Raw genomic sequence first — 20,636 nt, forward strand, 5'->3', positions numbered from 1 at the left:
CCCAATATAATAAATTACTATATTATATGCATGTACATTAGATAAGTTTACTAAAAATTTGAAAATTTATCTTCTCATGCTATTTATCATTCCCCACATATCATCTGATGTACTTAAAGCCTTGGCACCAAGTTCAAAAGCTCTCTGTGAAACTATCATATCCGTCATTTCCTTGCCGGTATCAACATTAGATTGTTCAAGATATCCCTGATATATAGATGCATCATTATTTTGATAAATTTGTGTTCCCTGTTTTGGAGTGTATAGATTATCTCCTATAGATGTCATTGAATCCTGCCCAACTACATTGTAAATATTTATTTTTCCGTATAACCTATCCTGGTTGCCTTCTCTTACATATACATATCCCTGCTTGTTAACTGTAAAATTATTATTGTTTAAATTTCCTGCTCCCTGAGTCGATTCTATGTTTACAACATTTCCATCATCGTCAACCAACCTGCCTGAACTGTCCACATTAAAATTTCCAGATCTCTCATAAGCAGTTTGGCCATTAGGCGTAGTAACTCTAAAAAAGCCCTGCCCATCTATTGCCAAATTGGATTTTTTATTAGTTTCAGTTAAACTTCCCTGACTGGTATTTCTGATCAACTCAGTAGTTTTGGAACCTGAACCAGTTATAAGAGCTGTAGAAGAATTTCCGTTAACAGGATATCCTTTTCTATTTAAAGTCTCATACATTAAATCTTGAAAATTTAAATCTTCACTTTTATAACCAACTGTACTTACATTAGCTAAATTATTTGATATACTGTTTAATTTATCTTGTTGTGCATTCATTGCACTTACACTGTTCCATATAGATCTAAGCATAAAATAATCTCCTTCTAAAATAAATTATTTAAACTCTTCCAACCTGATTTATAAGCTTATCCAAAGATTCATCTATAGATTGAACGGCCTTCTGATTTGTTTCAAAAGTTCTCATTGTAGTAATCATGTTAGCCATAGTATTAACTACATTTACATTTGAACTCTCAAGAAAGTTTTGTCTTACATTTGCATTGGTCTCCTGGGCACCTGTTCCTCTATATAAGTTGTCCCCTGTTTTTGTTAAATTATTATAATCATTAAAGTCTACTGTATATAATTTATACCTTTTGATGCCATCTATACTTATATTTCCCTGTGAATCACACTGTAATTTTCCATTTCCAACATTTATAGCTCCTAAAGCTCCTGTCTGTATATCTCGTCCAAGTACGTTATCGCCACTGTCATCTACAAGGGTCCCATTTATATTTACATGAAAATGTCCGTCTCTAGTATAATATGTATTATTTGCATTACCTTCCTGTCTTGATACTGTAAAAAATCCTCTGCCTTCAATAGCAAAATCTGTAGCTATATTGGTCTGACTTATACTTCCCTGGCTATATTCAGTATTTACCCCATTGACTTTACTTCCGAGGCTTATACTTCCTATTACATTTCTTACGTTCTTTCCTCCAACTACCTTATCATAATTTTGCAGGAGCATATCGCTAAAATCACCTACTGCAAGATCATCCTGCTTAAATCCTACTGTATTTGCATTTGCAAGATTGTTTGTTATAACATCCTGTTTTGCTTCCTGGGTTATCATGCCTGATACTGCCGAATAAAAACTTCTAATCATTTTTTTCCTCCATTCTGATTATCAATAACCTTAATCTCTTCTGGATATTGCATTCCCATAGACCTTGCTTTTTGTTCTATTTGATTTTTACTCATTGTATATCTGATTTTTGATTCAAGCATTACAGAAGTTGCAATTATAATCCCAATTCCAATTCCCAAAAGAACTTTTCTATCACTCAGCAACTCAAGAATTGTTACAATTTTTTTTATTATTTTATGTATAATTCCTCTATTAATAGCAATTCCCCCTTGCCTATTCCAGTACTCTCTGATATTTCATCTATTGACATATTATCATCCAACATCTTTTTTATTTCATCTATTTTAACATTATTATAATTTTCGAATTTAGATATTTCCTCATTTGATTCACTTTTTTCCACATTATCATTACCTTTGACTCCATTGTCATTTTCCTCTATCTGTTTTTGAAGTTCAAAAACTGTCTCTGCAAATTCATGTCTTAGATTACCTATTTGTACATCAAAATCTTTAATAGAGTCCTTATTTGAATTAAGTTTATTTTGGAAAGAATTTTTGTCTCTAAATATACTTTTGGCATTAAAAACTATAAGTGCTATTCCTACTGTAAATAGTATAATTGATTCCATTACAGGATTCCACCCCTATATTTCATATTTTAACTTTATCAGTGCTTTTCTAAGATGTACTATGGCCCTGCTGTGCAATTGACATACTCTAGATTCAGATACATTTAGAATCTTTCCTATCTTCTTTAATGTAAGTCCCTCATAATAATAGAGGGTGAGCACCAGATTGTCCTTTTCATTTAAGATTTCAAGTGCTCTAGTTAAATATTCCAACTGTTCTTTTTTTTCCAGACTTCTTTCAGGGCTTGGACTTTTATTGTCCTGTATTGTACCTATAATAGGAATATTATCATCCTCTGAAAATATTAAATTTTCAAGAGATACTACTGATATATAATTAATATAATTTTCTATTTCAACTATGTCTTTAATAGAGATATCCAATTTTTGACATATTTCATTATTAGTAGGCTCTCGTCCCAATTCTGTCTGAAGTAACTCTATTACCCTATTATATCTGTTAAGCTTATCTATAGCTCCTTTGGGAATAGGACTATTTTTTCTAAGTTCATCTATCATAGATCCTTTTATCCGAATAGAAGCATATGTAGAAAATTTCATTCCGCGGCTTTCATCAAATTTATTTATAGCATCCATAAGTCCAACTATACCATAGCTAACTAAATCTTCATATTCAATATATTTGGTTTTCCCTATTATGACTCTAGAAGCAATATATTTTACAAGAGGAAGATATCTCTTTACCATCTCTTCTTTTACATCAGATTTAATTGGTATTGCCATTTCTACTCCCCCTTTACTCCTTTTCTTATCTGTTCTCTCATAATTCCAAAAACCAATTCTATTATTTTTTCTCTAGTATTTTTATCCGCATCAATAAAAGATACTCCACATATAAGTTTTTTATTTTCTTTGTTATTACTTATTCTAACTATTTTTCCCTTTACAGTTATATTTTTATCATCAACAGGTATAATAACTATAAGCAAACAGCCATATCTTATTTTATAGTCAGATTTTACATCAATAGCTAACTTTATTCCTCCACCACTTATATTAAGTGCGGTAGCTTTCAAAAAATTTATTTGATTATCCTCAGAAATTACAGAATACAAAATTTCTTTGGTAAATGGTACTCTTACAAAATTTCGTCTTTGATATTCCCTTACGTCAGTAGGTTTTTTGATTACTATTATAAATATTCTATCTATTTTTCTTGAAACAACTACTGTATTAAAAGTATACATCTGCTTATTGTCAAAATATATGCATTTTATCTTGTCACCTTTATGAAGGGGTAAATATGTTCCATTGTTAACTGGAATACTTATACCAATATAATCATTTCCCACATCTTGAATATTGCTTTTATAATATTCATCTTCCATTTCTATTTCCATTCTACTGTTTACTTCAAACTCAATATTAGAGGACATATAAATCTTCTCCTTATGAAAAAATATCAAAAATTCTTTTAAATAACTGCTGAATTCCGTTATCTTTTTTTATACTTTTTACTCCAAGTAATTTTTTTACTATATTTCTTATATCTTCTGATGCTGCTGAACTAGGAAAATTTATTACTACTGGCACTTGATTTTTAACTGCCTGTACTAACTTTCTATCTTCTGATATACATCCAAGATAATTTAAATTTATACTTAAAAATCTATTCACTGCAGCATTAAATTTACTGAAAACTTTTTCTCCCTCTGTATTATCAGATACTTTATTTATAATAATACTGGCCGAATTTTTAATTTTAAAATAATTTACAACTTTTATTAAACTATAAGCATCTGTAATAGCTGTAGGTTCGGGTGTTGTAACTACAAATAGATAGTCACAGCAAGTTATGAATCCCAAAACACTCTTATTTATTCCAGCACCAGTATCCATTATTATATAATCAATGTCCTCCAATTTGGATATCATTTTAATAAAATTATCTCTTTGCTCCTCTGTAATTTCATTTAATTTTGATATTCCCGTTCCACCTGGAAGTAATTTTATTCCAAATGGTCCTTCTATAACAACATCTTCAATGTTTTTACCTTTAAATATTATATCATATACACTGTATTTAGGTAAAAATCCCATAAGTACATCATCATTTCCCATTCCTATATCTGCATCAAATATAAGAACCTTTTTATTCATCTTCTGGAGGCATATAGCTGTATTCACTACAAAATTACTTTTACCTACACCTCCTTTTCCAGAAGTAATTGTAAGTATGACAGGTCTTTTCTGATTATTTGTTTCATAATTTTTTTCACTTTTTTTTACAAGTTTTCTTAATTGCTCAGCCTGATCTAGCATATTATATCCTCTCCTAGTACAAGCTTTGTAAGTTCATCTGAATCCATACACTTAATATCCTCTGGTACATTTTGTCCTGTAGTAACAAAACTTATTGGCCTATTGGATGAATTTTCAATATTTAATATGGAACCATATGTACAGGTTTCATCAAGTTTGGTTATTATTACATTATTATAATTTAATTGCTTGTATCCATTTACTATTACATCTATATCACTGTTTTTAGTAGTACAACTTATTACAAGATGGATATTATCTGTATTTAATTTGTCAATAAATGTTCTCAATTCTGATATCTGCATTTTATTTTTACTACTTCTCCCTGTTGTATCTACTAAAATAACATCACAATCTTTCATGCTTTCAATAGCCTTTTCCATATCTTTAACATTAAGTACTACTTTAAAAGGTATATTTATTATATCTGCATAAGTTCTCAATTGTTCAACAGCACCTATTCTATATGTATCAATAGTTATAAGTCCCACTTTTTTATTTTCAACAAGTGCCGTTTTTCCTGCAAGTTTTGCAATAGTAGTAGTCTTTCCAACACCTGTTGGTCCAACTAAAACTACTGTTTTATCAAGCTTTCTATGATCTACTCTAATCATATTTTGTATTACAAGTCTGAGCTTTTCCCTATCATCCAAATCTCCTTTTATTGTACTCATATCCCTCATTATATTGTTAATTACAGATGTATTTAAATCACTGTTTTCCAATTTTAGTTGAATTTTGGTTTTTCCTATATCCATTGTATTTTGCATTACCTTATTTAACATATTCCTCATATCTTTTACTTCTTTTATAATATCCTGATTATTTATACGTTCCAGATCATGTGTTTTATGCTTTACTGCCCTTTTAAATGCTTCAATACTTTCAGTGGTATCATAATCATTTGTATCTGAATTGTCTGCTGTTGCTGTAACCTCAAATATCTTATGTGAAAAGAGTCCTAAAAATCCACCCTTTCTTATCTTCCTCTGACTTATTATAACAGCATCTTTTCCAAGTTCACGTCTTATTTTTAAAATGGCTTCATTCATACTTTTAGCTCTATATTTTCTTACAATCATTGTATTGAAACCACCCCTTCAGTTTTTATTTCCACATCATTAGGTATTTCATTTAATGAAAGTACATTTACAGAAGGAAATACCATTTCAATCAACTTTCTAAATGCAGCTCTTATTTTGGGAGATACTAAAATTACAGGCTGATTATCATTAAAATAAACTGAATCCATTGTTGATTTAAGTGAATTCAATATTTTGCTGGTAGTATCCGGGTCTATAGCTGGAAATGAACCCTGCATGGACTTTTGTATATTATTTGCAACCAGTTCTTCCAAATCAGGTGAAAGTGTAACTACAGTAATTGAGTTGTTTTCATCAATTAGAGAATTGCATATACTTCTTCCAAGTGCAAATCTAACATACTCAGTCAAGAGTTCTATATCTTTTGTATTCCTTGAATTATCTGCAAGTGATTCCAGAATAGTTACCATATCCTTTATTGAAACTCTTTCTCTTAAAAGATTTTGCAATACCTTCTGAACTTCTCCTATAGTTAGAAGATCAGGTATAAGTTCCTCAACAACAGTAGGATACTTTTCTTTAACAGAATCCAAAATCATCTTTACTTCTTGCCTACCTATCATTTCATAAGAATGATTTTTAATAGTTTCAGTCAAATGTGTAACCATAACCGTAGTAGGATCTACAACTGTAAGTCCTTTTATCTCGACTTCCTCTCTCTGATCTTTATTTATCCATGTAGCCGGTAATCCAAAAGATGGCTCTACTGTACTTATTCCCGATATACTATTTTCTCCATTTGTAGGATCCATACACAATAGCATATTAGGCATTAGTTCTCCCTTTGCAACTACAGTTCCTCTTATCTTTATAACATATTCATTGGTTTTAAGCTGAAGGTTATCTCTTATTCTTATAGGTTGTACCACTATTCCCATCTCTATAGCACATTGTCTTCTGACTGAGGTTATTCTTTGAAGTAGATCCCCTCCTGAACTCTCATCTGCAAGTGGAATAAGTCCATAACCTATTTCAATTTCCATTGGCTCTACAGATATCAAATTCATTACATTTTCAGGTTCTTTATTCTCTATTTCAGTCATTTCCTGCTGCTTTACCTGACTCTGTTGCATATTGTGATGCATTTCATCTTTATATAGAAGGTATGCAGCCACCATGCAGAGTGCGGACAGTATTATAAATGCTACATGCGGAAGTCCTGGTATTATAGCCAAAAATAGCAAAACTGCTGCTGCAATAGCTATTACTTTTGGAAAGCCAGTTAATTGTTTTATAGCTATAGAACCAAAATTTTCATTGTCTCCAGAACGTGTAACAAGTATACCGGAAGCTGTAGATATGAGAAGTGCCGGTATTTGAGATACAAGTCCATCACCTATAGTAAGTTTTGTATAAGTTTGTGCAGCATCAGAAGCCCCCATACCCAAAACAACTATTCCCATTATAATTCCTGCAATTATATTTATCACTACAATTATAAGAGATGCTACTGCATCACCTTTTACAAATTTTGAGGCACCATCCATGGCCCCGTAAAAATCAGCTTCTCTTTGAAGTTTTTCTCTCCTGTTTTTAGCTCCTCTTTCATCTATTAACCCTGAATTCAAATCTGCATCTATACTCATCTGCTTGCCTGGCATTGCATCCAGTGTAAATCTTGCTGAAACCTCTGCAACTCTTCCTGCACCATTAGTTATTACAATAAACTGTATAATAACTATAATTAAGAATATAATTATACCTACAATATAGTTTCCACCTACAACAAAGCTTCCAAAGGCATTTATAACCTCTCCTGCGTATCCATCCCTAAGTATAAGCCTCGTAGATGAAATATTAAGTGCCAATCTAAATAACGTAGTTATTAAAAGCAGTGTAGGAAATATGGAAAATTCAAGTATTTCGGTAGTAAACATAGTTAAAAGTATAATAACTATGGATAGTGTTATATTGGATGCTATAAGTACATCCAATACTGCTGACGGCAGTGGAATTATTATCATGAAAACTACCATTATTACTACCAGTGGTACTAATATGTCCTTATGCGCTTTTAATTTAAACTTTCCTTTAATTTTGCTGTTTTCCAAAGTATCACCTCATCTTGTAAACCAAAGCCAATATTTCTGCTACTGCTTGATACATATCAACAGGTATCTCCATATCAATATCTACTTTTTTATATATAAGCCTAGCAAGTGGTCTGTTTTCAAATATTGGAACATCATTATCCTTAGCTACCTGTTTTATTCTAAGAGCTGTATTATCCAATCCCTTTGCTACAAGAACAGGTGCATTCTCACCTTCTTTGTATTTCAGTGCCACAGCCACATGGGTAGGGTTTGTAACTACCACAGTTGCTTTTGGAACCTCCTGCATCATTCTTCTCATAGCCATTTCTCTCTGTTTCTGTTTTATTTTATTCTTTATCTGTGGATCTCCTTCATCCTGTTTGAATTCCTCTTTAACTTCCTGTTTGGACATTTTTAGATCATTGTTGTATTGGCGGAGTTGAAATATGTAATCAATAACTGCAATTATAATCATGATCAGTGTTATTCTGAAAAATATTCCTACAGCCAGGCTCCCCACAGCCTTTGCTACTGCCTGTACATTCAATTCTCCCAGTGTTATTATATATGTATAATTTTTCTTTACAAAATTGTAGCCTACATATCCTACTATTACTACTATAACCGTATCTTTTAAAAGTTCCATCAAAGATCTGGCCGAGAACATCCTTTTGAACCCATTTATGGGATTTAATTTCTTAAAATCCATTTTCAGTGGTTCCATTGTTATAATTCCCCGCGTCTGAAAAAAATTGGCCATAACACCAATAATAAGTATGGGAATTACCACTGGGAGAATTACTATGGCAAGTCTCCATACAGTTACAAATAATATCTTATTCAAACTGTCATAATTAAGTGCAGTATTCATATAATTATTTAAAAAAGCTATCATGGTTGAACCAAGCTGTGAACCTACGTATCCTCCTAAAATTGCAATCAGCAATGTAGATACTAAAAGTGTCATAGCCAATGATACTTCTTTACTCTTTGCCACCTGACCTTTTTTCCTTGCTTCACTCTTTTTTCGGGGAGTAGCATCCTCTGTTTTATCATCCTTTGCAAATACCAGAAGTACAGGCAGAGCATTATAGAATCCCCTAAAGGAATTCGGTATGGCAGTAAATGCACCTTCTATTAATTTTAAAAATATAGGAAGAGCAAAACAAAATGATGCAAGTCCTATTAATATTTTAATTGGAAGACCAAGTATCATTACATTTAACTGCGGAACTGTTCTTGCAATAAGCGACATGGTCAAATCCGCAAATAATATTATTAAAATTATAGGCAGTGCTATTTGAATTGATATAGTAAAATATTCTATAAAAGCCTTAATTATTACATTAATAGAAGCCTGATTTAAAAATAAATTTCCCAGCTTTATTATGCTAAAACTTTCAATTAAAGATTTTATAAGCATATGGTGACCATCTACTATAAGAAATATTACCATACTAAACCAATAAAGCAATCGTTCAATCAATGTAGTATTGCTGTTGGATGATGGATCAAACATACTCATCATTGACAATCCAATTTGAGTATCCATAAGATTGCCTGCAAGTCTTACCATGGAAAAGCACAAACTTGTTAAGAATCCCAGTGCAAGACCCGCTGCTGCCTCATTTAAACAGTTAAACATAAAATACATGGTATTATCTATACTACTTACAGAAGAATAATTTATCCCCGGCATCAATATATAAGCCATAACTATAGTAATCCCAACTTTAACTATGCCGGGAGTTCCTTCTGGGAAAAATACTGGAACCAGTACAAAAAAACAGAATATTCTTATTGATACAAGCACCAATGCTGTCAAGTACAATGTATTTATCAAATTATCCAACTCCAATTATATATGTTCATTGAGTTATCTGTGCTATATATGTAAAAATTCTCTCGGTAAAATTTACTAGTTCATGAAGCATCCAGCTCCCTGTTATAAGTCCAACTGCAGCTATAGCTATAAGTTTAGGTACAAAAGTAAGAGTCTGCTCCTGTATCTGAGTAGTAGCCTGAAATATACTTATTATAAGCCCCACAATTATCGAAACTGCTAGAATTGGAGCAGCTACTGTAAGCCCTGTCTGTATAGCATCTTTTATAATGCCGATTACCATGTTTTCACTCATTTAACTCACCTCACGAGAAACTTGAAATCAAGGATTTCACAACTAGATACCATCCATCAACCATTACAAATAGAAGTAATTTAAATGGCAGAGATATCATAACCGGAGGAAGCATAAACATTCCCATGGACATGAGAACACTTGCAACTACCAGATCTATTATCATAAATGGTATGTAAATCAAAAATCCTATTTCAAATGCAGTTTTAAGTTCACTTATCATATAAGCAGGAATTACAACATAAAGTGGAGCATTTTCTCCATTTTCTGTAACTTTATAATTTAATTTAGCTTGATCTACGAATAGTCTTAAATCCTTTTTCCGTGTCTGCTTTAACATAAACTGTCTCAACGGCTTTGCCCCAGCATCTATAGCCTGCTCCTGTGTTATTTTGTTTTCCATATACGGAGTAATTGCATTTGAATTTATCTTTGAATACACTGGAAACATTATAAAAACTGTCAAGAACAAAGCAAGTCCTATCAATACCTGATTAGGAGGTGATTGTTGTGTACCCATTGCAGTTCTTAAAAATCCAAACACCACTATAAGCCTCACAAAACTTGTCATCATCATTATAAATGAAGGAAGCAGGGTAATAACTGTAAGCATTACAAAAATCCTTATGTTTTGCACATACTGCTGAGGGGTAGATGAAGATGAACTTCCATTATTCATAGAAACATTTATATTCGGTATTGACATAGTCTGTGATGCATCTGGCGCTGCATATACATGCTGTGAAACCATAATAGCTATAATAAAAATCAGAATAGATATTGACATAGCTATAATATTTTTCCTGTGTTTATTTTTCATGCTTATTATCTTCCTTTTTATATCTAAGTTTTTTTACCCATTCATTGTTCAATGTATTTTTCACTACTTTCTCAATACCAGATCTTTCATAGAAATCTTTTAGATTTTTATACTGTGGAAGTTCATTGGCCTTTTCCAGTGTAGAAATTTCATCTTTATCCAATTCATATAATATTTCAATTCTACCTGTTGTTGAAGAAATTACATATGCCCTTTCCCCTATTTTCACCAGGAGTAAACTATTCTCCTTTGATATTTGTGATCTTTGTATTATCTTTACAAATTTATTCTTTTGAATATTTTGGAACTTTCCACCACCATATTTGAGAGAAAGATATATCAAAAAAATCACAAAGGCGAGGGCCATAATAGTTTTAAAAAACATCCATAAAAATTGTGAATCCATATATATTCTCCTACTGCACTATAAGATCTGTAAAATATACATTATTGATCTGGCCTTTTTTAAGCATAGGATTTACTTTCTGAATTATTTCCATCTTTATAGTATCCATATTCTTTGGAACTATATCAGCTGCTTTTTTAGTCCTCAAAATTCCAATAACAGCATCAGTCAACATAGGCTGTTTTTCAGTTAATTCAGCCGTTAATTTTTTTTCATCATATCCAAAATAAACTGATACTTTCAAATATCTGCTTGCATTTGTATCTGCAAGATTAACTGTAAGTCCATCAGTAGATGACACCTGGAATGTCTTGGATGATACTACCTGTGATAATGCTGATGAATTCACAGTTTGTGTCTGTCCAGTATTCTGAACTTGCGGCACCTGATTTTGTACTTGATTTTGAGTCTGTCCTGTCTTGTTGGAACTACTTAAAAATTTGCTGTATCCAATATAGGCTCCAGCCCCTATTACAGCAAGAATCAGTATAAATATAACAACCAACTTTCCCTTGGAAGAACCCGCCTTTTCTACTTTGTTTTCCATGATGCATACCTCCATTTGTTCATTTGCATTTATTTAAAATTGCCTTCGTATATTTTTCTCTTGTACATTATCACTTTCTCTACTATTTCATCATTGGATTCCTGGACTAAAAACTTTTTCCCGTTAATAAGCGTTATAACACTTTCAGGTATAGCATCCAATCTCTCTATATTATCTGCATTTAAAATAAATTCCTTATTGTCAAGTCCCATTAATCTTATCATAAAAAGCCTCCTAAAATAATCATAATTATATTATAAATCCAAACCATGTATATTTACCAGAGACTTATAAATTATATTACTGCCTATCAGTTAAAAAACTTTACTGATAGGCATAAAGTATTACAACATATTATCTTTTGAGATTTACCAAATCCTGTAGGACTTCATCATCTGTGGATATTATCTTTCCATTTGCCTGGAAAGCTCTCTGTGCTATTATCATGTCTGTAAACTGCTGTGCCAGATCAACATTTGACATTTCAAGCATTCCCTGATTTATATCTCCAAAGCTTCCACTGCCGGACGTTCCATAAGTTGCCTCTCCTGAGTTTGGAGAAGTCTTATAGAGATTCCCCCCCATTTTTACAAGTCCACCTTCATTTTGAAAAGAAGCCAACGCTATTTGCCCAACATTATAAGAAGTTCCATCTCCAAGTTTTACAGTTATACTTCCATCTTTTCCTACAGAAAAAGAACTAACTTTTTGTGCATCAGTACCCGTATTAGCTCCATTAGTAGCACTTGTATAATACTGTTTAATTGAAAGAGCAGTAGTTGGGTTACCTGTAACAGTAGCTCCTGAGGCATAACCCATAACATGATTTCCCTCTTGAGTTAAAAGACTTCCATCTTTATCAAGTACAAATGCTCCATCTCTTGTATAATAATCATCGGTTCCTCCGTCAGGACTCACCACAAAATAGCCTGTTCCATCCAGTGCAAAGTCAAGGTTTCTATTTGTACTCTGCATACTTCCATTTGTAAAATCAGTACTTATACCACCGACCTTGACTCCAAGACCGCTCTGCTTTCCATTTACTCCACCAATACCATTGTTCACTGGTGCACTGGGATCTGAAAGATTCTGGCTTATCATGTCTTCAAAATTCATAGATTGGGTTTTAAAACCTGTTGTAGATGAATTTGCTATATTATTTGCAACTACATTTAATTTTTGCTGATTGGCTCTAAGTCCGCTAATTCCTGAATATAATGATGGTAACATATTTTTCCCTCCAAATTTAATTTATTTTTGCAATTGATTTATGAATTTTTTACATTTAGTACATCATCAAAATTGAATTCTTTACTTGTCCCATCTTCAAGCTGTACTTTTACAGCTATGGTTCCATTACCTCTGGATACAGATTGAACAATTCCACTATAGTTATTTCCACTTTCATCTTTCTGATCTATATCAACATTTTTACCAATAAGCGAGCTTGCTGTCAGAAGCATCATATTGTTGCTTGTCTGATTATAAGCATCTCCCAAATCATCAACTCTCTGCACATCATTTATATCCAGTTTCTGATATTGATTTGACACATTGCCTTCACTGTCAGTACTCTGACCTACCATAACATTTAAATATGTACTGTCACCATCTTTTATCACACCAGTTACTATACCACTAACAGCATTTCCATTGGAGTCAGTATCACTGAAAGTAACATATTTATTTATTAGTGAGTTGGCAGCATTTAATTTATTGGTAGTATTTAAATTAAGCATCTGTTGTAATGATGAAAATTGTGCCAGCTGGCTTACATACTCAGTACCACTTTGATTGTCACTATTTGTAGGATCTTGATTGGCAAGCTCTGCTGACAATATTTTCAGGAACATGTTTTCATCTATATCCTGACCCTGCTTTACTATTCTGGTTCCCCTATCAGTAGTATTTGTACTTGTAGAGTCTACTGAATAACTTTTCTGGTCATTACTTGATGTACTATCTGCAGACGCTGGAACACTATAATTATTTGAATTTGAAACCTGTATAGGCATTTACATTCTCCTCCCTAAACTATGCAAGCATATCTACATTATTTTCACTATAATCATCCTGTTGTAATATTTTATCTTCATCAGATATATTATCTATATTTAATGTCCTGTTTTGTTTACTGCTTCCCTGATCCTGTCTATTTTTGCCTTCTTCTTTGAAAAAAGTAGTATCTTCATGATATAGATTTAATGAAAAATTTTGTATTTTTATTTCACTGTTCTGAAATTTATTTGACAAATCCTGAATATTTGAGTTTAAAATATTATAAGCATCTTTGTTTGAAGCTGTAATTACAGCTTTCATTTTTCCCTCTTCCATAACTAAATTTATAGTTATATTACCCAATTCTTTAGGAGAAATTTTAACAGTCATATCTTTTACATTATTGATTTCCATATATTTAACGGATTTTATTATATCTTCAGTAAAAGAATTTTTATTTATATTTAAATTTTCCAATGAATTTTCAGTTGGTACAGTATTTTTATTATTAATATTATTGAATTGAGTCATAAAATTAACCGTTTTGTCAATTTTATTGTTACTCTCACCTGAGTTCAATATTTTATTGAGAACATCTGTATCTTTATTACTGTTATTGTCTGAAGTTCCATTGTTTTGATTTTCAGAATCATTCAACTGTGTAATTGAATCTGTATTAACACTTTTCAATATACTAGTATCTGAATTAGAAAATTGAAGTAATTTATTATCTGTAATATTGCTATTTTGTGTATTGCTATTGTTCATAGAAGTACTTTCTGGTTTTAAGTTGAGTTTATCCATCAATTCCATATAAATCTGTGTTTTCAAATCAGTTTCACCGACAATATTTTTATTATCAACTATCTGAGATTGAGACAACTGTGCTGCTATATTTTGAGATACCTTTTGAGACAAATTTTGAGATATCTTTTCTAAGACCTGATTTCCCTGGCTGGAATTATCTAACACATCTTTTAGAAAATTCAATTTTGTATCTACAACTTTATTTATAATATCTTTAATACTTGATGTATCTCCATTAAATGAATTATTCAATATTTTACTGCTTAATTCTTGTGACAATTCATTCAAAAAATCCTTTGATTGAATCTTGATTTCTGTATTATCTCCAAATAACAAACTAAGCATATCATATATACTGTTCTCACTTATTTGATCCTTGTCAATTTTTTCTTTTATATTTTTTATCTCTTCATCTGTAAATCCTGCTTCTTTTAGATAACTTTCAATTTTTGAATCTTTTTTTGTGGAATCTTCTTTGTCAACATTATTTAATTTATCTGTTTTTATATCTTTATTATTTTGTTTTGATGTATCAATTTTAACCTTATCATCAGTTTTATTACTAGTAGTATTGACAGATTTTTGTACCATTTTATTGAAACTGTCATCATGTACTGAGTTGGTATTTCCAGTATCATTTTTAGAAGACTTTAAATATGAGTTTTGAATTTTAACACTTACTGTATTAACATCCATCTATTCACCTTCTTTCAACAAGAAATTTTTTCTTATAAATCCATATAGAGCAAATTCATCATTTTGATTTTGTTCTATTCTATTTTCAAACTTTATAAAAGCAGCTTTGTCTTTTTCCTTTAAAATATCTACAGTTTTTCTATCGATCTGTCTCTGTTTCATTTCTTCTCTTTTAACTTCAACTATTTTTTGTTTGTTCTGAAATTCTATTTCAGAAGCATCTATACTTCCTGTTAATGATTTTAAGTATATATGGGTTATCTTTTGTTGCATTGAATTTTTAACATGTGACAGATCCTTATACTTGTCATAACTGTACTTCATAGAATCCAATTTTTCTTTTACCTTCATACTATCTTCTTTGGCTTTCTGAAATTCCATCTTACTTTTATCTTCTTGATCTTCTCTTATGTCTAAAAGTTTTTGAAGTTTAAACTCATATTTCTTCATATACTACGCCTCTGTTCAACTAAAAATTTTCTGAAGTTTGTCCACACTTTCATCGAAAGATGAACTCTCATCTACTCCCTGCCTAAGATAGGAAATTATCTTATCATAATATAGCATTGCCATATCTATTTTCTTATTACTTCCCTTTACATAGGCTCCTATATTTATAAGATCCTCAGAGTTTTTATAAGTTGAAAGCATATCTCGTGCTAGAGAAGCCTTTTCTTTATGCTCTTTTGATGCTATTTCAGACATAAGTCTGCTTATACTTGCAAGTACATCTATAGAAGGATAATGATTTTTATTTGCAAGTGTACGAGAGAGTACTATATGTCCATCCAATATACTTCTTACAGAATCTGCAATTGGCTCATTTAGATCATCTCCATCTACCAGTACAGTATAAAAAGCTGTGATAGAGCCAATATCAGACATTCCAGCTCTTTCCATAAGTCTTGGAAGTTTTGCAAATACAGATGGAGTATAGCCCTTTGTTGCTGGAGGTTCTCCTATTGCCAATCCTATTTCTCTCTGTGCCATGGCAAATCTCGTAACAGAATCCATCATTAAAATTACTTTTTTACCCTTATCTCTAAAGTATTCTGCAATTGCGGTAGCTGTAAATGCCCCTTTCAATCTTACCAAAGCAGGTTTGTCAGATGTAGCACATACTATGACTGACTTTTTCATACCTTCTTCTCCAAGGTCTTTTTCTATAAAGTCCCTTACTTCTCTTCCTCTTTCACCTATTAAAGCTATTACATTTACATCTGCTTCGGCATATTTGGCAATCATTCCAAGAGTAGTGCTTTTACCAACTCCACTTCCTGCAAATATTCCTACTCTCTGTCCTTCCCCACAGGTAAGAAATCCATCTATAGCTCTTATTCCAGTTGGAATAACTTCTTTAATCCTCTTTCTCTTCAACGGGTTTGGAGGTTCTGAATCCAATGGATACTGAACTCCACTTGATATAGTAGTTCCATCTATAGTATTTCCCAGTCCATCAACTACCTTGCCAAGTAATTCATCACAACACCTTACGCTTAATGGTGTTCTTTCAGGTACTACTCTACATCCTGGTGCAATTCCATTAAGTTCTCCAAGTGGCATCAATATTACATTATTTTCATTAAATCCAACTAATTCACAGGTAATTCTGCTGTTTTCCTCATTATATATAGTGCATACTTCGCCTACTGAAGCTTTGATTCCCTCTACTTCTACAGTTAACCCAATAACCTTTTTTACAATTCCCTCCTGGTAATCATAGCTGACTTCTGATATTTTTTTATTTATTTCATCAAAATTTATGATTATCAAAAACTTCACCTCAATTTTAAACTTTATCCTTCATTTTCAAGTATTTGCTTTAATTTATCACATGCAATATCTATACCTAAAACCATTTTTCCAGAATCTCTTTCTATAATAACAGTACCTTCCTCCACAGATTCATCGGGTATTACGAATATGTCTCCCTTAAAAGGCATCTGTTCTTTCCATATATCCACATGTTTCTTAAATTCTTCAGAATACTTTTTTCTGCTTTTCACTACAAAAGTATTTGTATTTCTCATCTGCCTTAACGCATCAAATACAGCATCATTTAGACTATCCTTGTCTATAATTTCATGTCTCAATATATTTTCCACTGCATTTACTATAAGTTGTTTGATTTGAGCTTCTTTTTCTTTTAAATAGTGTTGCTTTTCCTGTATAGCACTATTTAATACACTTTCAGCATTTTTCTTTATCGCTTCGCCCTGTTTTTTAGCTTCATTAAAATTTTTCTCATAACCTTCTTCATAAGCAGATTTATATCCGTCTTCCCTGCCCTTTTTCATTCCTGCAACATAACCTGTTTTATAGCCATTATCTTTAGCCTGTTTTTCTATCTGTGATGACTTTTCATAAGCTTCATTCAATATGCTTTCCTTTTTTCTGTTTGCATCTTCTAAAATAGTTCTTCCTAGATTTTCATAGCTATTGGCAACTGGATATATTTTCATTTCTGTATTTTCTTCAGGTTTCTTTTTACTTGTATAGTCAGTAAGTATCTTTTTTGTATGTGTTCTCTCAATGCTTTCACCTTTTAATATGACTTTATACGACGATTGCATCTTCTCCACCTCTTGATAATACTATTTCTCCTGATTCATCCAATCTTCTTATTATATTGACTATCTTCTGCTGTGATTTTTCTACATCCATAAGTCTAACAGGTCCTAAAAATTCTATATCTTCTTTTAGTGCAGCAGCAGCTCTCTTTGACTGGTTCCTGAATATACAATCTGCCACTTCTTCCGAACAACCTTTAAGTGCAAGTGCAAGTTCTTTCGTATCTACTTCTCTTAAAACTCTCTGTATTGAAACATCATCCAATGTAATAATATCTTCAAATACAAACATTGAATCCTTGACTTTTTCAGCCAATTCTGCATCTTCTTTTTCAAGACCTTCTGTAATATTCTTTTCTGTATTTCTATCAACTTGATTGAGTATATCCACAATTGTTGGAACTCCACCAATTATCTTCATATCAGATTTAACCACAGATGACAATTTTCCATCCAGAACTTTTTCTATTTCTTTTACAACCATATGAGATGTATTTCGCATAGTAGCTATTCTATATGCCACCTCTGCTTGAATGCTTTCAGATAAGGCAGACAATATCTGTCCAGCCTTATCTGGTTGAAGATAGCATAGTATGAGTGCTATGGTTTGTGGATGTTCATCAGATATTATATTTAAAAGCTGATGAGCATCTGCCTTCCTGGCTATAGCAAAAGGTCTGAATTTCTGAGTTGCTTCTGTTACCTTATCCAATATCTCCATAGCTCTTTGATTTCCAAGTGCTTTTGATAGAAGACTTTTGGCATATTCAATTCCGCCCTCTATGAGATAATCCTTGGCTTTGTTTATCTGAACAAATTCCGTAAGTATTTCTTTTTTTGATCTGACTTTACAGAAGATATATTTGCTATTTCATAAGTTATCTTTTGTATTTCGGGTTCAGGTAATTTTTTAATTATCCCTGAAGCCGCTTCAGGTCCCAGCGTTATAAAAAGTATGGCCGCCTTTTGTACACCAGTTAATTGCTGAATATCTTTAGACATCTTATATCACCTCTCGTCTTCTGCTAACCATGATTTGATTATATCAGCAACCTGCTCCGGCTTTTCTTTTGCATATTTCTTTATTTCATTTTCAACATGAGTATCCTCATTTTCTTCTTCAAATTCTACTGGTTTGAATTTAGGTTTAGGCTGTTCCCGTGTCATGTCATTATCTCCTATAACAGTATCTATACCCTGAGGGCTTATATCTTCATCAAAAATTTCGTCATCTTCAGCATGTTTTCTTCTCCACAATATAAAACCTACTATTGCTGCTATCACTATAGCTCCAACTATTGCTCCTGTCATTATTAGCTTGTTTCGTTTGGCTGTGCTTTCTTCCTTCTGCATTGCATTTAAATCCTTTTTGGCATTATCCTGTGCTGTAGTGTCAAAAGGAATTGATTCAACACTTATAGTATCTCCTCTTGTTTCATTGTATCCTATTGATGAAACTGCAAGATTTCTTATGGCAGTCCTTGTTGCATCATCTACATTTCCATCCAATGCCACTGAAGCTGTAAGTCTTTTCACACTTCCTGGAGACTTTATAGTCTTTTGTTCCACTTTAGGCACATCATAATTTCTTGTAACTTCATTACTGGTTGACTTGCCATTATTTGTATCTGAAGTAGTAGTATTACTCATATTATTATCCACAGGGCTTGTTCCAGTATTATTTGTTCCACCATCCCCATTTGTGGAATTTATAGTGTGTTCACTCACTACTACATTATTTTTATCATAGGTTGTAGAATCCTGTTGAACTGCATCAAAATCCAAATCTGCATTTACTGTAACTTTAACTTTATCTTTTCCATATACAGATTCCAACATAGAAAGAAGCTTTTTTTGAAGATCATTTTCATAGTTCTGCTGTAATTTCTGTTGTTTTTCAACTGAAGTATCTGAATCGGAAGAACTATCAGAATCAGTGCTATTTCCACTATTGCTTTGATACAAATTTCTTGATAGCAAATTCATATTGCTGTCTACTATTTCCACATTTTGCTTAGGTACATTCTTTACACTTCCAGATACCAATTCAATCAATGCTTTGACCTGATCCTGACTTAACTGCTGTCCAGCTTTTAATTTTATTGTCACTGAAGCACTTCCAGGTGTAGTATCTTTTACAAATTCAGTATCATCAGGAAGTACAAGATGCACCCTTGCATCACTAACTTGAGACATTGATTTTATAGTTCTCTCAAGTTCTCCCTGAAGAGCTCTCTGATACTCAACTTTAAACTGCTGATCTGTTTCCCCAAATTTACTTTTATCCAACAGTTCGAAACCCTGACTTCCATTAGTAAGTTGAACTTCAGAAAGAGTTTGCATTCTTATTTTATCCACTTGATCCTTAGGAACAAGTATTGAATTTCCTTCTACTTTTACATCTACCTTGTCACTTTCCAATTGTTTATAAATAGATGCTGAATCTGTAGAATTCAAATTGGAAAACAATACGGCATATTTAGTCTTTCCTAAAGATATTCCTACAAATGCCAGTGCTCCTATAATTGCTATACATACAATAATAACAGCTGCCTTTTTATTGTTACTGGATTGTTTCCATTTATCTCTTAAATTTTTAAAGAATTGTGATAGCTTAGCCATTCATTAAGCGCTCCTTCTATAACTGTGTTCTATTAAGCTCCTGATATGCATCAACCAGCTTATTTCTCATTTGAACTGCAAGTTCCAATGACATTTTAGCCTGTTCTGCATCCATCATAACATTATGTATATCCGTGTTATCCCCACTTACAAATGATTGTATACTATTGTCAGCCTGTACTTGATCACTGTTTACTTCATCAAGTTTATTCTTTAACAGTTTTCCAAAATCAGATACTCCACTTACATTATTTGTTCCACTATTATCATCATATAAATCCAGACTTGAAGTATTTCCAGTTACATTCTTAAATATATCTGTATCTGGCGTGTATTCATTTATTTTCATATGTATTTATCC

The 20,636-nt window shown here is 32.0% G+C and carries 23 protein-coding genes and 1 pseudogene; all 24 read right to left on the minus strand.

Annotated features, from left to right (window positions below; all coding sequences use genetic code 11):
* Positions 1 to 66 precede the first annotated feature (66 nt).
* The 24 genes and pseudogenes from KM800_RS07215 to fliE all read right to left on the minus strand — a co-directional run bounded on the left by KM800_RS07215 (position 67) and on the right by fliE (position 20,624).
* Positions 67 to 834 carry a flagellar hook-basal body complex protein gene (locus tag KM800_RS07215; protein ID WP_217812490.1) on the minus strand — a complete coding sequence of 256 codons (768 nt, stop codon included), beginning with the start codon at positions 832 to 834 and terminating at the stop codon, positions 67 to 69.
* 28 nt (positions 835 to 862) lie between these two features.
* Complete coding sequence (locus KM800_RS07220; RefSeq protein WP_217812491.1) at positions 863 to 1,639, minus strand: flagellar hook-basal body complex protein; 777 nt, start codon at positions 1,637 to 1,639, stop codon at positions 863 to 865.
* A complete protein-coding gene (locus KM800_RS07225; RefSeq protein WP_330655552.1) occupies positions 1,636 to 1,800 on the minus strand; it encodes a hypothetical protein in 165 nt (54 codons plus the stop codon). The genes KM800_RS07220 and KM800_RS07225 overlap by 4 nt, the downstream gene beginning before the upstream one ends.
* 50 nt (positions 1,801 to 1,850) lie before the next feature.
* The gene (locus KM800_RS07230; protein WP_217812493.1) at positions 1,851 to 2,252 is read right to left on the minus strand and encodes a hypothetical protein; all 402 of its coding nucleotides are present in this window, start codon (positions 2,250 to 2,252) and stop codon (positions 1,851 to 1,853) included.
* A gap of 15 nt (positions 2,253 to 2,267) precedes the next feature.
* A complete protein-coding gene (locus KM800_RS07235; protein WP_217812494.1) occupies positions 2,268 to 2,996 on the minus strand; it encodes a FliA/WhiG family RNA polymerase sigma factor in 729 nt (242 codons plus the stop codon).
* Between the two features lie 2 nt (positions 2,997 to 2,998).
* Complete coding sequence (locus KM800_RS07240; RefSeq protein ID WP_217812495.1) at positions 2,999 to 3,649, minus strand: flagellar brake protein; 651 nt, start codon at positions 3,647 to 3,649, stop codon at positions 2,999 to 3,001.
* Positions 3,650 to 3,662: 13 nt separating this feature from the next.
* The gene (locus tag KM800_RS07245) at positions 3,663 to 4,535 is read right to left on the minus strand and encodes a MinD/ParA family protein (RefSeq protein ID WP_217812496.1); all 873 of its coding nucleotides are present in this window, start codon (positions 4,533 to 4,535) and stop codon (positions 3,663 to 3,665) included.
* Entirely contained in the window at positions 4,529 to 5,617 is a 1,089-nt protein-coding gene (gene flhF / locus KM800_RS07250) for a flagellar biosynthesis protein FlhF (protein ID WP_217812497.1), read from the minus strand. The genes KM800_RS07245 and flhF overlap by 7 nt, the downstream gene beginning before the upstream one ends.
* Positions 5,614 to 7,638, minus strand: coding sequence for a flagellar biosynthesis protein FlhA (gene flhA / locus KM800_RS07255; protein ID WP_419195460.1), 2,025 nt, complete (start codon positions 7,636 to 7,638; stop codon positions 5,614 to 5,616). Before flhA ends, flhF begins: the two co-directional genes overlap by 4 nt.
* A gap of 55 nt (positions 7,639 to 7,693) precedes the next feature.
* Positions 7,694 to 9,514, minus strand: coding sequence for a fused FliR family export protein/FlhB family type III secretion system protein (locus KM800_RS07260; RefSeq protein ID WP_217812499.1), 1,821 nt, complete (start codon positions 9,512 to 9,514; stop codon positions 7,694 to 7,696).
* A 25-nt stretch (positions 9,515 to 9,539) separates the two neighbouring features.
* Positions 9,540 to 9,809, minus strand: a complete 270-nt coding sequence (fliQ, locus tag KM800_RS07265) for a flagellar biosynthesis protein FliQ (protein ID WP_217812500.1) — start codon at positions 9,807 to 9,809, stop codon at positions 9,540 to 9,542.
* A gap of 10 nt (positions 9,810 to 9,819) precedes the next feature.
* Entirely contained in the window at positions 9,820 to 10,596 is a 777-nt protein-coding gene (fliP, locus tag KM800_RS07270; protein WP_254906489.1) for a flagellar type III secretion system pore protein FliP, read from the minus strand.
* Between the two features lie 22 nt (positions 10,597 to 10,618).
* Positions 10,619 to 11,035 (minus strand): flagellar biosynthetic protein FliO, encoded by a 417-nt coding sequence (gene fliO / locus KM800_RS07275; protein ID WP_217812502.1) that lies wholly within the window; start codon positions 11,033 to 11,035, stop codon positions 10,619 to 10,621.
* Positions 11,036 to 11,045: 10 nt separating this feature from the next.
* The gene (locus tag KM800_RS07280) at positions 11,046 to 11,582 is read right to left on the minus strand and encodes a flagellar basal body-associated FliL family protein (RefSeq protein WP_017750828.1); all 537 of its coding nucleotides are present in this window, start codon (positions 11,580 to 11,582) and stop codon (positions 11,046 to 11,048) included.
* A 29-nt stretch (positions 11,583 to 11,611) separates the two neighbouring features.
* Complete coding sequence (locus tag KM800_RS07285; RefSeq protein WP_017750829.1) at positions 11,612 to 11,806, minus strand: flagellar FlbD family protein; 195 nt, start codon at positions 11,804 to 11,806, stop codon at positions 11,612 to 11,614.
* A gap of 130 nt (positions 11,807 to 11,936) precedes the next feature.
* Positions 11,937 to 12,812, minus strand: coding sequence for a flagellar hook-basal body protein (locus KM800_RS07290; protein ID WP_217812503.1), 876 nt, complete (start codon positions 12,810 to 12,812; stop codon positions 11,937 to 11,939).
* 38 nt (positions 12,813 to 12,850) lie between these two features.
* Entirely contained in the window at positions 12,851 to 13,597 is a 747-nt protein-coding gene (locus tag KM800_RS07295) for a flagellar hook capping FlgD N-terminal domain-containing protein (protein ID WP_217812504.1), read from the minus strand.
* 19 nt (positions 13,598 to 13,616) lie between these two features.
* Positions 13,617 to 15,083: a flagellar hook-length control protein FliK gene (locus tag KM800_RS07300; protein WP_217812505.1), complete on the minus strand. Its 1,467-nt coding sequence runs from the start codon at positions 15,081 to 15,083 to the stop codon at positions 13,617 to 13,619.
* The gene (fliJ, locus tag KM800_RS07305) at positions 15,084 to 15,533 is read right to left on the minus strand and encodes a flagellar export protein FliJ (RefSeq protein WP_217812506.1); all 450 of its coding nucleotides are present in this window, start codon (positions 15,531 to 15,533) and stop codon (positions 15,084 to 15,086) included.
* Positions 15,534 to 15,548: 15 nt separating this feature from the next.
* Positions 15,549 to 16,856 (minus strand): flagellar protein export ATPase FliI, encoded by a 1,308-nt coding sequence (gene fliI / locus KM800_RS07310; RefSeq protein ID WP_217812507.1) that lies wholly within the window; start codon positions 16,854 to 16,856, stop codon positions 15,549 to 15,551.
* 23 nt (positions 16,857 to 16,879) lie between these two features.
* Complete coding sequence (locus tag KM800_RS07315) at positions 16,880 to 17,656, minus strand: flagellar assembly protein FliH (protein WP_217812508.1); 777 nt, start codon at positions 17,654 to 17,656, stop codon at positions 16,880 to 16,882.
* A pseudogene (fliG, locus tag KM800_RS07320) lies at positions 17,640 to 18,655 on the minus strand (flagellar motor switch protein FliG). The gene KM800_RS07315 and the pseudogene fliG overlap by 17 nt, the downstream one beginning before the upstream one ends.
* A 6-nt stretch (positions 18,656 to 18,661) precedes the next feature.
* Positions 18,662 to 20,275, minus strand: coding sequence for a flagellar basal-body MS-ring/collar protein FliF (gene fliF, locus KM800_RS07325; RefSeq protein ID WP_217812509.1), 1,614 nt, complete (start codon positions 20,273 to 20,275; stop codon positions 18,662 to 18,664).
* A 16-nt stretch (positions 20,276 to 20,291) separates the two neighbouring features.
* A complete protein-coding gene (gene fliE, locus KM800_RS07330; RefSeq protein ID WP_217812510.1) occupies positions 20,292 to 20,624 on the minus strand; it encodes a flagellar hook-basal body complex protein FliE in 333 nt (110 codons plus the stop codon).
* Between the last annotated feature and the right edge of the window lie 12 nt (positions 20,625 to 20,636).

Source organism: Clostridium tyrobutyricum (assembly GCF_019144085.1).
GTDB classification, from domain to species: domain Bacteria; phylum Bacillota; class Clostridia; order Clostridiales; family Clostridiaceae; genus Clostridium_B; species Clostridium_B tyrobutyricum_A.

What these genes read in the sequence shown, in the direction of transcription:
- fliE (WP_217812510.1), bottom strand. Translation starts at nt 20,624, where the DNA reads ATGAAAATAAATGAATACACGCCAGATACAGATATATTTAAGAATGTA.
- KM800_RS07295 (WP_217812504.1), bottom strand. Translation starts at nt 13,597, where the DNA reads ATGCCTATACAGGTTTCAAATTCAAATAATTATAGTGTTCCAGCGTCT.
- KM800_RS07315 (WP_217812508.1), bottom strand. Translation starts at nt 17,656, where the DNA reads ATGCAATCGTCGTATAAAGTCATATTAAAAGGTGAAAGCATTGAGAGA.
- fliO (WP_217812502.1), bottom strand. Translation starts at nt 11,035, where the DNA reads ATGGATTCACAATTTTTATGGATGTTTTTTAAAACTATTATGGCCCTC.
- KM800_RS07220 (WP_217812491.1), bottom strand. Translation starts at nt 1,639, where the DNA reads ATGATTAGAAGTTTTTATTCGGCAGTATCAGGCATGATAACCCAGGAA.
- KM800_RS07300 (WP_217812505.1), bottom strand. Translation starts at nt 15,083, where the DNA reads ATGGATGTTAATACAGTAAGTGTTAAAATTCAAAACTCATATTTAAAG.
- KM800_RS07285 (WP_017750829.1), bottom strand. Translation starts at nt 11,806, where the DNA reads ATGATAAGATTAATGGGACTTGACAATAAGGAATTTATTTTAAATGCA.
- KM800_RS07215 (WP_217812490.1), bottom strand. Translation starts at nt 834, where the DNA reads ATGCTTAGATCTATATGGAACAGTGTAAGTGCAATGAATGCACAACAA.
- fliJ (WP_217812506.1), bottom strand. Translation starts at nt 15,533, where the DNA reads ATGAAGAAATATGAGTTTAAACTTCAAAAACTTTTAGACATAAGAGAA.
- fliQ (WP_217812500.1), bottom strand. Translation starts at nt 9,809, where the DNA reads ATGAGTGAAAACATGGTAATCGGCATTATAAAAGATGCTATACAGACA.
- fliP (WP_254906489.1), bottom strand. Translation starts at nt 10,596, where the DNA reads ATGTCAATATCTATTCTGATTTTTATTATAGCTATTATGGTTTCACAG.
- flhF (WP_217812497.1), bottom strand. Translation starts at nt 5,617, where the DNA reads ATGATTGTAAGAAAATATAGAGCTAAAAGTATGAATGAAGCCATTTTA.
- KM800_RS07290 (WP_217812503.1), bottom strand. Translation starts at nt 12,812, where the DNA reads ATGTTACCATCATTATATTCAGGAATTAGCGGACTTAGAGCCAATCAG.
- KM800_RS07280 (WP_017750828.1), bottom strand. Translation starts at nt 11,582, where the DNA reads ATGGAAAACAAAGTAGAAAAGGCGGGTTCTTCCAAGGGAAAGTTGGTT.
- KM800_RS07230 (WP_217812493.1), bottom strand. Translation starts at nt 2,252, where the DNA reads ATGGAATCAATTATACTATTTACAGTAGGAATAGCACTTATAGTTTTT.
- KM800_RS07245 (WP_217812496.1), bottom strand. Translation starts at nt 4,535, where the DNA reads ATGCTAGATCAGGCTGAGCAATTAAGAAAACTTGTAAAAAAAAGTGAA.
- fliF (WP_217812509.1), bottom strand. Translation starts at nt 20,275, where the DNA reads ATGGCTAAGCTATCACAATTCTTTAAAAATTTAAGAGATAAATGGAAA.
- KM800_RS07240 (WP_217812495.1), bottom strand. Translation starts at nt 3,649, where the DNA reads ATGTCCTCTAATATTGAGTTTGAAGTAAACAGTAGAATGGAAATAGAA.
- KM800_RS07235 (WP_217812494.1), bottom strand. Translation starts at nt 2,996, where the DNA reads ATGGCAATACCAATTAAATCTGATGTAAAAGAAGAGATGGTAAAGAGA.